Annotated in this window: 13 protein-coding genes; 8 read left to right on the top strand and 5 right to left on the bottom strand. The window is 60.7% G+C overall.

All coding sequences use genetic code 11. The annotated features are described in order from the left end of the window. Positions 1-314: 314 nt before the first annotated feature. A complete protein-coding gene (locus tag AC1D06_RS03925) occupies positions 315-2,237 on the top strand; it encodes a HAMP domain-containing methyl-accepting chemotaxis protein (protein WP_477985137.1) in 1,923 nt (640 codons plus the stop codon). A 192-nt stretch (positions 2,238-2,429) separates the two neighbouring features. After that, on the top strand, positions 2,430-2,627 hold the full coding sequence (locus AC1D06_RS03920) for a hypothetical protein (RefSeq protein WP_477985135.1): 198 nt from the start codon (positions 2,430-2,432) through the stop codon (positions 2,625-2,627). Here AC1D06_RS03920 and rbsK read toward each other — a convergent pair. Then, the gene (gene rbsK / locus AC1D06_RS03915) at positions 2,614-3,591 is read right to left on the bottom strand and encodes a ribokinase (protein ID WP_477985133.1); all 978 of its coding nucleotides are present in this window, start codon (positions 3,589-3,591) and stop codon (positions 2,614-2,616) included. The two genes, AC1D06_RS03920 and rbsK, sit on opposite strands and share 14 nt — an antisense overlap. Positions 3,592-4,021: 430 nt before the next feature. Between rbsK and AC1D06_RS03910 the strand changes: the two genes are divergently transcribed. The 3 genes from AC1D06_RS03910 (at position 4,022) to AC1D06_RS03900 (ending at position 7,875) form a co-directional block, all read left to right on the top strand. After that, a complete protein-coding gene (locus AC1D06_RS03910; protein WP_477985131.1) occupies positions 4,022-5,614 on the top strand; it encodes a sugar ABC transporter ATP-binding protein in 1,593 nt (530 codons plus the stop codon). Further along, positions 5,611-6,615: an ABC transporter permease gene (locus AC1D06_RS03905; RefSeq protein ID WP_477985129.1), complete on the top strand. Its 1,005-nt coding sequence runs from the start codon at positions 5,611-5,613 to the stop codon at positions 6,613-6,615. The genes AC1D06_RS03910 and AC1D06_RS03905 overlap by 4 nt, the downstream gene beginning before the upstream one ends. 102 nt (positions 6,616-6,717) lie before the next feature. After that, positions 6,718-7,875 carry a substrate-binding domain-containing protein gene (locus AC1D06_RS03900; protein ID WP_477877132.1) on the top strand — a complete coding sequence of 386 codons (1,158 nt, stop codon included), beginning with the start codon at positions 6,718-6,720 and terminating at the stop codon, positions 7,873-7,875. 209 nt (positions 7,876-8,084) lie between these two features. Here AC1D06_RS03900 and AC1D06_RS03895 read toward each other — a convergent pair whose 3' ends face one another. Further along, entirely contained in the window at positions 8,085-8,531 is a 447-nt protein-coding gene (locus tag AC1D06_RS03895) for a hypothetical protein (RefSeq protein ID WP_477985127.1), read from the bottom strand. Between the two features lie 186 nt (positions 8,532-8,717). Here AC1D06_RS03895 and AC1D06_RS03890 point away from each other — a divergent pair, with 186 nt between their 5' ends. Continuing rightward, on the top strand, positions 8,718-9,809 hold the full coding sequence (locus AC1D06_RS03890; RefSeq protein ID WP_477985125.1) for an AI-2E family transporter: 1,092 nt from the start codon (positions 8,718-8,720) through the stop codon (positions 9,807-9,809). Between the two features lie 19 nt (positions 9,810-9,828). Next, complete coding sequence (locus AC1D06_RS03885; RefSeq protein ID WP_477985123.1) at positions 9,829-10,941, top strand: zinc-binding metallopeptidase family protein; 1,113 nt, start codon at positions 9,829-9,831, stop codon at positions 10,939-10,941. Here the strand turns inward: AC1D06_RS03885 and AC1D06_RS03880 are convergent. From AC1D06_RS03880 to AC1D06_RS03870, 3 genes are all read right to left on the bottom strand, one after another. After that, complete coding sequence (locus AC1D06_RS03880; protein ID WP_477985360.1) at positions 10,933-12,159, bottom strand: NAD(P)/FAD-dependent oxidoreductase; 1,227 nt, start codon at positions 12,157-12,159, stop codon at positions 10,933-10,935. The two genes, AC1D06_RS03885 and AC1D06_RS03880, sit on opposite strands and share 9 nt — an antisense overlap. Before the next feature lie 8 nt (positions 12,160-12,167). After that, the gene (locus AC1D06_RS03875) at positions 12,168-12,482 is read right to left on the bottom strand and encodes a MocE family 2Fe-2S type ferredoxin (protein ID WP_477877136.1); all 315 of its coding nucleotides are present in this window, start codon (positions 12,480-12,482) and stop codon (positions 12,168-12,170) included. Positions 12,483-12,560: 78 nt separating this feature from the next. Next, entirely contained in the window at positions 12,561-13,652 is a 1,092-nt protein-coding gene (locus AC1D06_RS03870; protein WP_477985121.1) for a fatty acid desaturase family protein, read from the bottom strand. A gap of 172 nt (positions 13,653-13,824) precedes the next feature. On the opposite strand from AC1D06_RS03870, the gene AC1D06_RS03865 reads away from it, so the two are divergent. Further along, a complete protein-coding gene (locus tag AC1D06_RS03865; RefSeq protein ID WP_477877138.1) occupies positions 13,825-14,856 on the top strand; it encodes a LacI family DNA-binding transcriptional regulator in 1,032 nt (343 codons plus the stop codon). Positions 14,857-14,996: the final 140 nt, after the last annotated feature.

The raw sequence follows: 14,996 nt of genomic DNA, 5'->3' as shown, positions 1-14,996 counted from the left end.
TCGAGCACTGACTTTGCAGTCGCCAACAATATTCGGCCGGCGAATCACTCCGGCCGCTCCAGGGCGGCAATCGATGCCATCTTCCGGGAATAACCATTAAAAAGACGGAAAAATCAGCGTTTATTTGATGAATATTATTTCACCATTTGCTTAATTAGATGTTTTTCCGTAAATTTCACGAAATTCCGCCGTTGTTACGGTCAAGGTTAATGGAAACTTTAAATATTTTGTCAAATCTAGCCAATGCATTGTTCTAACGCGGGCAGCCACCTTTTACGTCTTTGCCGGTTGCGCCCCTAAAGGGGAATTCTGAAATGCGCAGACCCAGTATCAAGGCATTTTTGACAGGGATTTTCTCCCTCATCATCATCTCGAGCTGCCTGTCGGGATATCTCAGTGTCAGCGGCATGCAGGCGCTGCACAGTTCGACATTGGAGATTGCCGGGGACTCACTGCCGAGCGTCGAAGCGGTCAAGAGCATTCAGGTGGCGCGGTACAAGCTGCGCCTCGCCTATGTCGGCCATATCCTTTCGCTTACGCCTGAAGCCATGGCCGTTGCGGAACAGGACATCCTGAAAGCACGCGAAGCCGCCAATGCCGCAATAAAGGTTTACGAGCCCTTCGTTTCCAATGAGCGCGAAAGGTCTTTGATCGAGGAGATCAAAACGACGGCAGCCGCCTTCGACCGGGCGTCGGAAAAGATGCTTGCGCTGTCGCGGCAGAACAAGAACGAGGACGCAACCAAAGTCTTCAACGACGACATGGCGCCGATCGGCGTAAAGACCATGAACGCCGTAGAAGAACTCGTACGGCACAATCTGGACGAGGCTGCGGGCAACGAGAAGAAAAGCCAGGCAGTCTACGATTCGACGGTAGGTCTGACCTATATTGCGCTCGGTTTCGGCACACTGATTTCCATCGCCGGCTGCCTGTTTGCGCTCACCGGCATTGCCAACCCGATCGGCCGCATCACCGGTGCGATGCGCAGGCTTGCCGAGGGCGACACGGCTTCGACCATTCCCTTTGCCGGGCGTGCCGACGAGATCGGTTCCATGGCGGGCGCCGTGGAAGTGTTCCGCCAGGCCGCAATCAGCAATAAGCGCCTTGAGCAGGAGGCAGAGGAAAGCCGCAAGCGCGCCGAGGCGGACCGTATCGCCGCCCAGCAGCAGGCCGAGACCGATGCCGCCGAACGACTGCGCATTGCTACTTCGGGGCTTGCCGCCGGGTTGCAGCGTCTCGCCGCCGGTGACATCTCGTTCCAGCTCACGGAAGCCTTTGCTCCGGATTTCGAAGCGCTACGCCAGGACTTCAACAGTTCGGTCGAGCAGTTGGGCACGACCCTTTCATCGATCTCGGAAAGCATTGCCGCGATCGACAATGGTTCGCGCGAGATTTCCTCAGGTGCCCAGGACCTTTCCAAACGCACCGAGCAACAAGCCTCCGCGCTTGAAGAGACGGCCGCGGCTCTCGACGAGATCACCGTCAATGTCTCCAACTCCACCAGGCGCACGGAAGAAGCTCGACTGGCCGCCACCGACGCCAATCGCAATGCCGCGCAATCGGCTGGTGTGGTCAGCCATGCCGAAGACGCGATGCGCCGGATCGAGGAAAGCTCGCAGCAGATTTCCAACATTATCGGCGTGATCGACGAGATCGCCTTCCAGACCAATCTGCTGGCGCTCAATGCCGGGGTGGAAGCGGCACGCGCCGGCGAAGCCGGCAAGGGTTTTGCGGTCGTCGCCCAGGAGGTGCGCGAACTTGCCCAGCGTTCGGCGCAGGCCGCCAAGGAGATCAAAGGGCTGATCCAGAAGTCGACCGCGGAAGTCGAGGGCGGGGTCAAGCTCGTTCGCGACACCGGCGTCGCGCTGAAGACCATCGGCGACCAGATTTCGGACATCAACAGCCATATGGAAGCGATCAGCACATCGGCCAGGGAACAGTCCACCGGCCTTGCCGAAGTCAACACTGCCGTCAACGCCATGGACCAGACGACGCAGCAAAACGCCGCCATGGTGGAGCAATCGACCGCGGCATCGGCAAACCTTGCGCTGGAAGCGGCCAAGCTGCGCGAACTCGTCGGCCAGTTCAAACTGCAGCGGGCCAATTCTCCGGCCGTGGCGCTACGCCAGACGGCGCGCGCCATGGCGCAACCCGTTCGCGCGCCGCTCCATGCTTCCGCACCGAAGAAAGTCGCGGCAGGCGGCGCAGCTTCACAGGGCGCTTGGGAAGAGTTCTGACGAGGTCGCAGCTTTTCCAGAGCTGCGACATGGCGCCACGGTGCCGCTGACGACGCTGCGTGATTTAGCCGCACGCAACCATCGCAGCCCGGATCGGTTAGCTCCAATGAGCTTGCTCTTTTGCAAAGGTATGAACCAATGCCGGGCAGAGAAGACAATACCGCAGCCCAAGTCCTTGCTATCGGAGGCATTTTGAATTCGCTGGTCCATGCCCTCAGGAGAGCGGGAACGCTTTCCGACCAGGATATCGACAAGATTCTCGATGACACGCTCACCGGCTTGGAACAGGCGGAGGCAGCCATTGACGACGAGGCGACAAAGCAAGTGATCAGCGCGGCGCGCAGGGAAGCGACATATCTTTTCCCCTCGCGATCACTCAAGGGCGGCTGACGCCACCCAGCGAAACGCTGCGAAAGGCCGATATTGCCGGTGCCTGAGCGGCAAGCAGCGCGCGAATTTCGTCGAGGATTGGCATCGAGGGTGCCGTGCCGCGCCGGGTAATGGAGATTCCAGCCGTGGCGCAGCCGAAGCGCACGGCGTCGATGGGACTTGCGTCATTCGACAGCGCTGCGGAGAAACCGCCGATGAAGGCGTCTCCCGCGCCCGTCGTGTCGATGACGGCGCCGCCGGCGATCGCTGGAACAAGCTCGGAATGGCCGGCCTTGTGGTAAAGAACGCCGCGGCTGCCAAGGGTGATCAGCGCTGTCCTCACGCCTTTGCCAAGCAGTACATCGCCCGCCCGCCGCGCATCATCGAGCGAAGTGAGCGAGAAACCCACCAGTGCTTCCGCTTCGGTCTCGTTGGGAACGATATAGTCGCAGAGCGGGTATATGCTATCCGGGAAAGGCTCAGCCGGAGCGGGATTGAAGACCGTGGTGACGCCGGCAGAGCGGGCAATCTCCAAGGCCCGTGCGGCCGCCGCGGCGGGTTGTTCCAGTTGCGTGACGAACACTTTCGATGCCTCGATCGTTTCTCGCGCCGCCTCGACATCGTCGATGCCGATCGTGCCTGCCGCACCAGCGTAGACGATGATGGCGTTCTCGCCATTGTCATCGTTGACATAGATGAAGGCAGCGCCCGTGGGCATGTCGTCCATGGTCGTCAGCTTTGGCAGGACGCCGGCCTCGGCATAGGTCGACAGGGCCAGATCGCCAAATGTGTCGCGACCGATTTTCGAGATGAACGACACCTGGCCGCCCGCTCGTGCGGCTGCGACCGCCTGATTGGAGCCCTTGCCTCCCGGGCCGACCGAGAAGCCGGTGCCCTTGATCGTCTCGCCGGGCTTCGGCATGCGCCCTGCGAGATAAGCGGTGTCGGCGACAAAAATACCAAGAATTGAAATGCCCACCTTCACGCGCCCTCTCCCGTAGCCTGCTCCATCTGGAGTCGATGTTATAGTTGTTTCATTCCTTGTTAGAATTTCATCATAGGGACAAGGCGTCAAGATCGAGGTTCATGAAAATTGGCCGCTGGGCGTGTGGCAATCGGCGGGGGCGGTCTCGAATTCCGCGACCGGGCAGGATTCCAGGTCCCGCCCGTCTATGAAGTCGTTTTCTTGCGCAGAAAAGATGACGAATAACAATAAAAATCAAGTGCATGCCTGGGTCTCCACGCCTGGTTCGAAAACCGCGATTTTAACAGAGTATAACAGATTGGTCGTGAGTTTTTGCGCGTTTGTGATTGACATCGCAAAATGTTGATGAAATTCTAACAGCGTTGGGTGCCGTCACTCACAGCGCTGGCCACAATTTTGAGGCGCGCGGCTGTTTCGGCGGGGAGGCAGTATGGTCGAAACGAATTCGGTTGCGAAGCAATCGCCGTCGCCAACGCCCTTGGTTCGCGTCGAGGGGGTGACCAAGAATTTTGGCGGCGTACAGGCACTCCGAGGAGTCAATCTGGACGTCTATCCAGGTGAAGTGCATGCGCTTCTGGGTGAAAACGGCGCCGGGAAATCCACTCTGATCAAGATCCTCAGCGGGGTTCATGCCTGTGATGGCGGGTTCATAGAGATCGCCGGACAAAGGGTGGCATTCGATTCCCCGGCGAAGTCGCGCGATGCCGGCATTGCCGTGGTTTATCAGGATCTAAGCTTGGTCGAGTCGCTCTCCGTCGGCGCCAATCTGATGTTGGGTCGAGAACCGCGCACGCGTCTGGGTTTTCTCAGAAAGCGCCAGCTGATGGAGGAGGCCGATGCATTTCTCAAGCAGCATGGCATGCCGCTCGATGCACGCGCATCCGTCGGTTCGCTGCCCTTTGCCTACCGGCAGATGACCGAAATCTGCAAAGCATTGATGGGGGATGTCCGTGTCCTCGTCCTCGATGAGCCGACCTCGGCGCTCACGGGTGATGAAGAGGAGATTCTCTTCGATGCCATCCGCACGGTCACCGACCGCGGCGTTGGCGTCATCTACGTGACCCACAGATTGAACGAGGTGTTTCGCATTTCGCAGCGGGTCACCGTTTTTCGCGACGGTGTCAATGCCGGCTCTTTCGCGACGGCCGAAACGGACATGAAGCAACTGGTTGCCGCGATTGTCGGACCCGGCCATTCCGTCGCCAAGTCCGGCGAACAGAGTGGCAAGCTGCCGCAACCGGGCGCATCGCATCGGCAAAGGCTGGCTGCCGGCGGCAATCCGGTTCTGACCCTGTCGGGTGTCTGCAACGATCGGCTTCGCCAAGTCGATCTCACGCTTCTCGAAGGGGAGATTCACGGGATTGCCGGGCTGATCGGCAGTTCTCGAACGGAGATCCTGCAGACGATTTTCGGCCTCCGGCGCATCGATACAGGCAATGTCGTGCTTGATGGGGTTTCGCTCAGCCACCGCACCCCGGCAGAGATCATCGAACTCGGCGTTGCCCTCGTGCCGGAAGACCGTCACGAGCAGGGCCTCGTCCTCGAACATTCCATCGAGCGAAATCTAACCCTGCCGCGGCTGCGGTTTTTTTCCCGCTGGGGATGGCTGCAGCACCGCTCGTCGGTCCGGCAGGCCGAGCTGGCCATGCGGACACTGTCTGTGAAGGCGCCGGGTCCATCGACTGAGGTCAAGAACCTCTCCGGCGGCAACCAGCAGAAGGTCGTTTTCGCAAAATGGAGCCATCCGCGACCAAAGGTTCTCCTGCTTGATGAACTGACCGTCGGCGTCGATGTCGGCGCGCGTGAGGAAATCTACGACTCGATCCGCAAAGCGGCGAATGCCGGTACCGGCGTCCTGGTCGTCTCCTCCGACCTCGAGGAGCTTCTACTTCTTTCCGACCGGATTTCGCTCGTCGTCGATGGCAGGGTCGTCAAGACCGTGGAACGCGGGGCGTTCGACAGCGCTGAACAACTTCACCATCTGATTCAAACCTCCCAATCCCAGGATGAGGGCGCGGCATGACCGAAACTGTTACTTCCTCTCCGGCCGAGCGGCCAGCTTTCGGAGCACACCAGCCGCCGCGTGGCCGCCGGCTGGCTCGGCTGCTGCTGCAAGGCGATAGACCCTATATGCTTTATATCGCATTTTTGGTCCTGCTCGTCATCTTCAGCATGGCATCGCCCTGGTTCCTCTCCATCGACAACTTCCTCAATATCGGACGCCAGACGACGCTGGTCTCGATCGTCGCGATTGGCATGACATTCATCATCATCGCGCGGCAGATCGACCTTTCAGTCGGATCGACGCTGGCGTTTTCCGGCATGTGTGCGGCTCTGGCCATGGCTCACATCAGCAATAACTGGCTCGTCGGTACGTTGGCGGGATTGGGGACCGGGGCTTTGGTTGGTGCAATCAATGGCGTTCTCACCACGCGGCTCGCGATCCCGTCCTTTCTGGTCACGCTGGGAACGCTGAGCGCCGCACGTGGACTGGCCTTGCTGGTGACGGATACCAAACCCGTCATCATCACCAACGAGACCTATTTCGCGTTGTTCGGCGAAGGCACTCTTGCGGGGATGCCGGCGCCGATCATCTGGACGGCGGCGGCGACAGTGTTCGGCATCCTGCTGCTGCATTACAGCGTCTATGGCCGCCAGATCTACGCTTCCGGCGGCAACCCGACGGCAGCGCTCTATTCGGGCATCAACACAAAGCGCGTCACCACGCTGGCTTTCGTGCTCACCGGCATGCTTGCGGGCCTGGCCGGCCTCGTGCTTTCGGCACGGTCGCATGCGGCGCGCCCGGATGTGATGCAGGGGCTTGAACTCGATGTCATCGCGTCGGTGATCCTCGGCGGGTGCAGCCTGTTCGGCGGGCGCGGATTCATCCTCGGCACACTGCTCGGCAGCCTGATCATCGGCACGCTCAACAATGGACTGGTGCTGCTTGGCGTCACCTCTTCGCTGCAGCTTGTCATCAAAGGCGCGATCATCGTTGCCGCGGTCGCTTTCACGAGGAGGTAGCCGATGCGCTCACACAGCTAGCCAGGAGAGGTCTGCCTGGAGGAGGGGTCACCGAGGCGGGTGCATCGATGACCAAAGCACAAGACATCAATGGAGGAAATCATGAATTACGTTTCGAAATCAAAGACATTGTTTGCGGCGCTGATGCTGGCAACGAGCGCGGTCGCGCTGTCCGCCGCCGTCAGCCGGGCGGAGACGACCGCATCCTGCGTGACAGGTGTCGATCTTACGAAACTCGGGCCGACATCGATCATAGGGCAGGGGCCGAACGGCGAAAAAGCAGCCTCGGTTGATGAACTCAAGCTTTCGGACGACGATGCTGCAAAGGTCAAGGCCGGCCACTTCAAGGTCGGGATTTCCATGCAGACCGTCAATCTCGACTGGTCGCAACTGCAGGTGCAGGGCATTACCGATACGCTGAAAAAATATGGCGTCGAAGTGACCGGCGTTGCATCTGCCGAATATCAGGTCGACAAGCAGATCGCCGACATTGAAAACACCATCCAGCAGCATCCCAACGGCATCATCTCCATTCCGGTCGATGGAACGGCGACGGCTGCGACCTACAAAAAGGTTTCCCAGGCCGGCATCAAACTGGTGTTCATGGACAACGTTCCGACCGGTCTCAAGCATCCGGAAGAATATGCATCGATGATCTCCGCCGACAGCCAGGGAAATGGCTGGATCGCTGCGCAGATCCTGGCATCCTGTGTTCCGCAGGACGGCACGATCGGCCTGGTCAATTTCGGCGTCGACTACTTCAGCACCAATGAACGCACCAAAGGCGTCCACGACTGGATGGCAAAGAACCGGCCGGACATCAAAATGAAGCAGGTCGATTTCACCGACCCTTCGAAAGTGTCGCAGATCGCAGGGGACTTCCTGACGGCGAATCCCGATGTAAAGGGCCTGTTTGCAGTCTGGGACCAGCCGGCGCTTGACACGCTCTCATCGATGCGGGCACAGGGCGTCGACATCCCGATCGCGACGGTGGATCTGGGCCTGCAGTCCTCGATCGAAATAGCCAAGGGCGGCCCGCTCAAGGCGACCGGTTCGCAGCGGCCCTATGACCAGGGTGTCGCCGAAGCGATGGCGATGATGAATGCGCTCATCGGCAAGACGCCGCCGGCCTGGGTCGGTGTCCAGTCATTGCCGGTCGTGCAATCCAATGTGCTCGAATCCTACAAGACCGTTTTCAAGAAGGACCCGCCTGCAGAACTGACGGATGCTTGCAACGGCGCAAAGCCGGCCTGCAATTGACGTGATCGATCGAATTGGGGAGGGGCCGCATCGGCAGCCCCTCTCCGACGCCTTCATTTCCATTGTTGCCGTGACGCACAGATCCTGGATCGCGTGGCGCCCACGATGTGTCTGAGTGAACGGCGTAGAACGATGGCGTCGACCCACCCCTCGCCGTCAGTCAGAGGTGACCGGCCGGCCTGCCATGGGGGCTGCTTTCAGGGACCTGCTTAGTCGATGAATACCGGCGTGCCGTCAAAGACGTCCGATGGCAAGCGCATGCCCGCGACTTTGGGATCGCCGACATCAAAGGCGACATAGTCGCGGAAGAACGACCGAGCATGGCGAGAATTGCGGATGTCACGCCAGGGAATGAAGAGTACGGGATGTCCGATCCGGAACATCCAAAGCGGTGCGAGGAACATGCCATCATCGGTGATGGTCACCGTCAGGACCCGATTGTAGCTCGTGATGCCAACCATGCCGGTTACGCCCCGGATCACGCGCCGACCTTCCGGCGGCCGGGTGGCGCGATAGCGCCTGGCCAGCCGCCGCCATCCGCCGATGAAGGACATGGACATCAGGACGAAGGTCCACAGCCCGCCGAAGAAGACCGGCCAGACGAGAATGATCAGCGCCAGAAGCAGCCATGTGGAAAGGCCGGTGGTGTGGGGCATTGGAAGTCCGTGGGTGAGCGAATGGCGAATAGTTGTCAGCGAATAGTTTTACAGCAATGACGTCAACTGCTTCTTAACTATTCGCTATTGGTCAATAACTATTCGCTACTCCCTGTTCGCCCACCCCCTTCCCCCGGAACAAAACCCCAATCCGTCGCGTTTCCGGGAAAATCCTGGGTAAAAAGTATGCGTATTGGCACTTTCGGGCTGCGCACCGTGAAACTGGCGCCGCGGACCGGCATCGAGCATGTCTTCGTTATCGCCGCGCGCGTCTCGCAAGTCGTCGTGGCGCTGATCGCCACCGTTTATGCACTTGATTATGCCGAGATCATCCTGGCGCCGATTTTCCTCGGCCTGGTGATCGGGCTGATGTTCTCCCCGGTCGCCCGGTCCATCGAGCGGCACGGCGTGCCGAACTGGCTTTCGGGACTGGTCATCGTCTTCGTCTTTATCCTGCTGTTGCTGCTGATCGCGACGGCGATCGCGGTGCCGCTTTCCAACTGGATCGACAGGGCGCCGGATATCTGGAAAAGCCTGCAATTGCATATCAGGGACTGGAAGAGCGTGCTTTCCTCGCTCACCAGCCTGCAGAGCCAGTTCGGCAGCCTGATGGGGCAGACGGGCGCGATGATCGTCAAGCTCGACAGCGGCAGTCCGGTGGAAAGCGTGGCCACGCTTGGACCGACGATCGTCGCGGAACTGCTGCTGTTCTTCGCCAGCATCTATTTTTTCATCGCCACGCGCGACCAGTTCCGGCTTTCGGTTCTGGCGCTGTGCATGACGCGCCGCCTGCGCTGGCGTATCGCCCATTTCTTCCGCGATGTGGAAATCCTGATCTCGCGCTATCTGCTGACCATCACCAGCGTGAATATCTGTCTCGGAATCGCGGTGACGCTGGCACTCTGGGCCGTGGGCATGCCGTCGCCTGTGCTCTGGGGCGTGCTGGCAGCGGTGATGAATTATGTCACCTATGTCGGTCCGGCCATGATGGCCGTGGTGCTCCTGTCCATCGGCCTGGCGACGCGACACGGTTTCGACATATTGCTGCCCCCGGGCGTCTATCTTGGCCTGCACCTCATCGAGTCGCAATTCGTCACGACGCAGATTCTGGGCGTGACCATGACAATGAACCCGTTCCTGGTGTTTCTGGCGCTGGCCTTCTGGATCTGGCTCTGGGGGCCGATCGGCGGCTTCATCGCCGTGCCGTCGTTGCTGGTCATCTATGCTCTTTTGCGCAATACCGTGCAGATGCGGAACCAGGCAGCGGTGGTGCAATGAACTCGATCAAGGWGGACGAATGAAGATCTTCAAATGCCAGAATTGCGGCAATACCCTCCATTTCAACAATGACACCTGCCTGAACTGCGGCCTGAAGGTCGGCTATATACCCGAGCTTTTCACCATGTCGGCGCTCCAGCCGCAAGGCGAGCATCTGAGCGCGCTGGTCGATCCGAACCGTCCCTATATCTTCTGCCACAATGCCAGTGAGGCCGCCTGCAACTGGTTGGTGGCGCAGGAATCGGGTGAGACGTTCTGCCTTGCCTGCCGCTACAATCTCACCATTCCCGATCTTTCGGTGCCCGACAATCGCGAACGGTGGCAGAAGATCGAGCAGGCGAAGAAGCACCTTTTCTATTCGCTCACGCGTTTCGAACTGCCGATTCCGAACCGGGCCGCCGATCCTGAGAACGGCCTCGGCTTTGAATTCCTCGCCGACATGGTCAATGCGGACGGCACGGCGGAGCCAGTCATGACGGGACATGCCAGCGGCCTGATCTCGATCAACGTCGCCGAGGCCGACGATGCCGAGCGCGAGCAGCGGCGTACGGCGATGGGCGAACCCTATCGTACGCTGATCGGCCATTTCCGCCATGAGATCGGGCATTTCTATTGGGACCTGCTGGTCCGCAGCGGCGAGCGGATGGAGGCGTTCACGGCTTTGTTCGGCGATCCCGATCGGGACTATGCCGCAGCGCTGCAGCAGCATTACCAGAGCGGCGCGCTCGTCGGCTGGCGCGACAACTATATCAGCGCCTATGCTTCGGCCCATCCTTGGGAGGATTTTGCCGAGACCTGGGCGCATTGCTTCCACATGGTCGACGGGTTGGAAACGGCGAAGGTGTTCGGCATCCATCCGGATTTCAAGGTCGACATGGGGCTCGGCAAGCCGGCCGATCCCGATTTCGATCCTTATCGGGCCACCAATATAAGGCCGGTCATTGCCTCCTGGGTGCCGCTTACCGTGGCGATCAACAGCCTCAACCGCAGCCTCGGCCAGCCGGATTTCTATCCCTTCGTGCTGACGCCGATGGTGATCACCAAGATCGACTTCGTGCTCAGGCTGATCGTCAGCGCCCAGGCCGAGCAGGACGACCCGTTTGCGCCGCAATCGGCGATGCAGTTAGGATAAGAGTGCCTTCATCTTCGTGGCCGGGTCGGCGAGGGCGGCCGGGTCAGGATGGGCGCGCCTGGCGATCAGCATTTCGGCGATGCGGATATCCTTGGCCACGGCATTGCCGGTGGACATGCCGCTTGCCGCCAGCAACCGCCCGTCCTCGGCGAGATCGAATTGCAGGAAGGCATCGTCGGAGAGGGGGCGGGTGACATGGGTGGTCGCGCCGTCCGCAAGGCCCACGACCTGCAGCGTCAGGTCATATTGATCCGACCAGAACCATGGCACCGAGGCGATCGGTTCGTCATGGCCGAGCATGTTGCGGGCCGCAAGCGTGCCCTGGTCCTGGGCATTGCGCCAGGCTTCGAGCCGCACCCGCCGTCCGCCATAGATGGGCAGCGGGAAGGAACAGCAGTCGCCGGCGGCAAAAATGCCGGGCGCGGAGGTCTCCAGCCTGTCATTGACGGCGATGCCGTTGTCGATGGCGAGGCCGGCGATCTGGGCCAGGCCGATATTGGGTGCGGCGCCGACGCCGACGATCACCAGGTCGGCAGCGATCCTGTCGCCATTGGCGAGCACGATGACTGCCTCGTCTTGAGTCTCTTCGAGGCCGGCAATGGAGACGCCGCAGCGCAGGTCGACGCCTTCGGCGACATGGCGTGCGGCGATGCGCGTGGCAATGGCTTCCGGCACGCCGCGGCTCAGCACGCGCGGCAGGCCTTCGACCAGCGTCACCGCGGTGCCGGCCTTGCGCGCCGAAGCGGCGAGTTCGAGGCCGATGAAGCCGCCGCCGATGATCGCCAGCCTGCGGCCCTGGCCGAGCGCGCCCCGAATGGTCACCGCGTCGTCATGGCTGCGCAGCGTCACGATCCGGCGGCTGTTGGCCGGCATGAACGGCAGCCGGCGCGGGCTGGCGCCGGTGGCGAGCAGGGCCGTGTCGAAGACAATCCGGCTGCCGTCGGAGAGTTCGATCGCCCGCGATGCGGGGTCGAGCGCCATGGCCGAGACGCCGGTGCGCAGATCGATATTCTGTTCGGCAAATCTTTCGCGCGGTGCGACATGGGTGGGCAGCGCATCGGCAGCCAGTCCATGCTTGGAGAGCGGCGGCCGCTCATAAGGATGCAGCGCCTCGCTGCCGATCAGCACGATCGGGCCGGCATGGCCGTTGTCTCTGAGCGCAAAGGCGGCGCGCGCGCCGCATTCGCCGGCACCGATGATGACGGCGCTTTGATCCATGCGCAGCATCAGGGCACCTGGAGCAGGACGGTGTCGCCGTCGACCTTGACCGGATAGGTTTTCAGGTTGACGCAGACCGGCGCACCCTTGGCGTCACCGGTCTTGTAGTTGAAGCGGCCGTTATGCTTGGGACATTCGATGATGTCGTCCATCACCAGGCCATCGGCGAGATGGATCTGCTCATGCGTGCAAAGCCCATCGGTGGCATGGAACGTGTCTTCCGGGCTGCGATAGACGGCATAGGTCTTGCCGCCGTGATCGAAGCGCATCACGTCTTCTTCATCGATATCGTCCTTGTCGCAGACCTTGACCCATTCGCTCATCGGGTTTCCTCCTGAAATGATGATGTCGTTATAGCGTCTTTTTGAGGTGTGTCGTGATCAATTTGGCATCAAAATGATCTATTCGGCCGGCATGGCGACGACCTCGCCGTGGAATTCCGGCCGATAGGGCTTGGCCGAGGCCGGCAGTTCGCGGCGGACATACCATTCCGGCTCGCGGCGCTGGCGCCACAGGGCGGGAATGATTTCCCGATAGGCTTCCCAGGTCGAGGCATAGGGCTTTGGCGTGTCGGCCTTCATCCGCTCATGCAGCCTGGGCAGCGCATGATAGGGGACCATGGGGAACATGTGATGCTCCACATGATAATTCATGTTCCAGTAGAGGAAGCGGAACACCGGGTTCATGTAGACGGTGCGCGAATTCAGCCGATGGTCGAGCACGTTCTCGGCAAGGCCGGCATGCTGGGTCAGGCCGACCATGTTGGAGAACCAGCCGCCATACATGGTCGGCAGGACGCCGATCAGCATCAGCGGCAGGATGGAATGGAAAGCAAGGGCGATCGCGATCGTTACCACATAGATCGCCATCCAGGCCCGCGCGGTCCAGTAAACTTTCGACCATTCGGATTGCGGAACGAAGGTCTTCTCCTCCTCGCTCAGCCGGCCGAAGGCATAGTTGACGGCGCTCCATAGCGCGGTGGGCGCGTTGATGATGTTGAAGAAATTGAGCGCGATCTTCCACAAGGCCGGCGGGCGCATGGCGACGATTTCCGGGTCGCGGCCGACGATGATCGTGTCGGTGTGATGGCGCGTATGGCTCCAGCGCCAGATCGCCGGATTGCGCATGATCATGAAGCAGGCGATGGCATAGACCGCGTCGTTGATCCAGCGCGTCTTGAAGGCGGTGCCGTGGCCGCATTCGTGCCAGCGCGAATCCGAAGACGAACCGTAGAGCACGCCATAGGCGATGAAGAACGGAACAGACCACCAGGAGCCCCAGAGCAGGGCGGCGGTGCCGCCGAAGCCGATCAGCAGCGCAAACCAGAGGATCGTGTCGCGGATCGCCGGGCCGTCGCTGCGGCTCATCAATTCCTTCATCTCCTTGCGCGGGATGTCGGTGTGATACCATTCGGCGGCGGACAGTCCGTCCTCGGCGGCTTTGGCGCCATCGATCCCCAGCAGGCTGTAATCTCTTTTCGTCGGTGTCTTCATAAACTTCCTCCCGCGGCGGTTCGGGCCGCCGGCGCCGGATATCGGGTGCGCGTTGAATGACGAAAGGATAGGGTGATCGGCGGCGTTGCTCAATGCGCTTATGAAATATTCTATCATTCATTGCAAAACACATCCTCATGATGATATGTTTCTCTCAAACGGAGGAGAGGGCATGGCCTCGCGCCCCACCATTGCCGACCTTGCCAAGGCCGCGGGCGTCAGCGTCGCCACGGTCGACCGGGTGATCAACGGCCGTCACAAGGTGCGGGAGGAAACGTCGCGGCGGGTCTATGACGCCGCCACCGATATCGGCTTCCATGCGGTCAGCCTGCTGCGGCAACGCGTCTTCGAAGGCCTGCCGCAATATAAGCTCGGCTTCATTCTGCAGAAGCCGAAGCATGATTTCTACCAGGCTTTCGCCCGCGAACTGGAAAATGCAGTGCTGTCTGCACCGGGTATTCGCGGTGTGCCGCAGATCGAATTCGCCACCAACCAGACGCCGACCGCGCTGGCCGACATGATCCGCACGGTCGGCGGCCGCAACCAGGCGCTGGCGATGACGGCGCCCGATTATCCGGCGCTGACGGTGGCGGTCGAGGAGTTGAAGGCCAAGGGCATTCCGGTGTTTTCGCTGCTCTCCGACTTCGCCTCCGGCATTCGCGAGGGCTATCTCGGCCTCAACAACCGCAAGGTCGGGCGGACGGCGGCCTGGATGATCGCCAAGGCGGCAAAGCGGCCGGGCAAGGTGGCGGTTTTCGTCGGCAGCCACAGATTCCATGGTCACGAATTGCGCGAAATGGGTTTCCGCTCCTATTTCCGCGAACATGCACCGGAATTCGAGGTGCTGGACACGCTGGTCAATCTCGAGACGCGGCAGATCACCCATGAGGCGACGCTCGATCTCCTGCACCGGCATCCGGACCTGATCGGCTTCTATGTCGCCGGCGGCGGCATGGAAGGGGCGATCTCGGCGATCCGCGAGGAGCAGCTCGGCGGCAAGCTCAACATCGTCGTCAACGAGCTGACGCCGGATTCGCGCTCGGCGCTCGCCGACGACGTGGTGATGATGGCGATCGCCACGCCGTTGCAGCATCTCTGCCGCGACCTGATCGGCCTGATGGTCAAGACGATCGAGAATGGTCCGGCGAGCGTGCCGGGGCAGACGTTCCTGCCGTTCGAGATGTATGTGCCGGAGAATATTTGAGCGCTTCCGGCTCCCTCTTCTCCCCGCTGGAGAAGAGGAGCCGGCGGCCTTCTCTTGCAAGAATCCCATCATTTCTGCCGTTCTTTCTTTCAGGGATGCTACTTTCGCAAGCCGATTCCGCTTTGACGAAAGCCTCCGAA

The sequence above is a fragment of the Rhizobium sp. P2_G2 genome, from assembly GCF_056403555.1.
The sequence above is the reverse complement of the archived record's forward strand: the minus strand, read 5'-3'. Positions and strand labels throughout refer to the sequence as shown.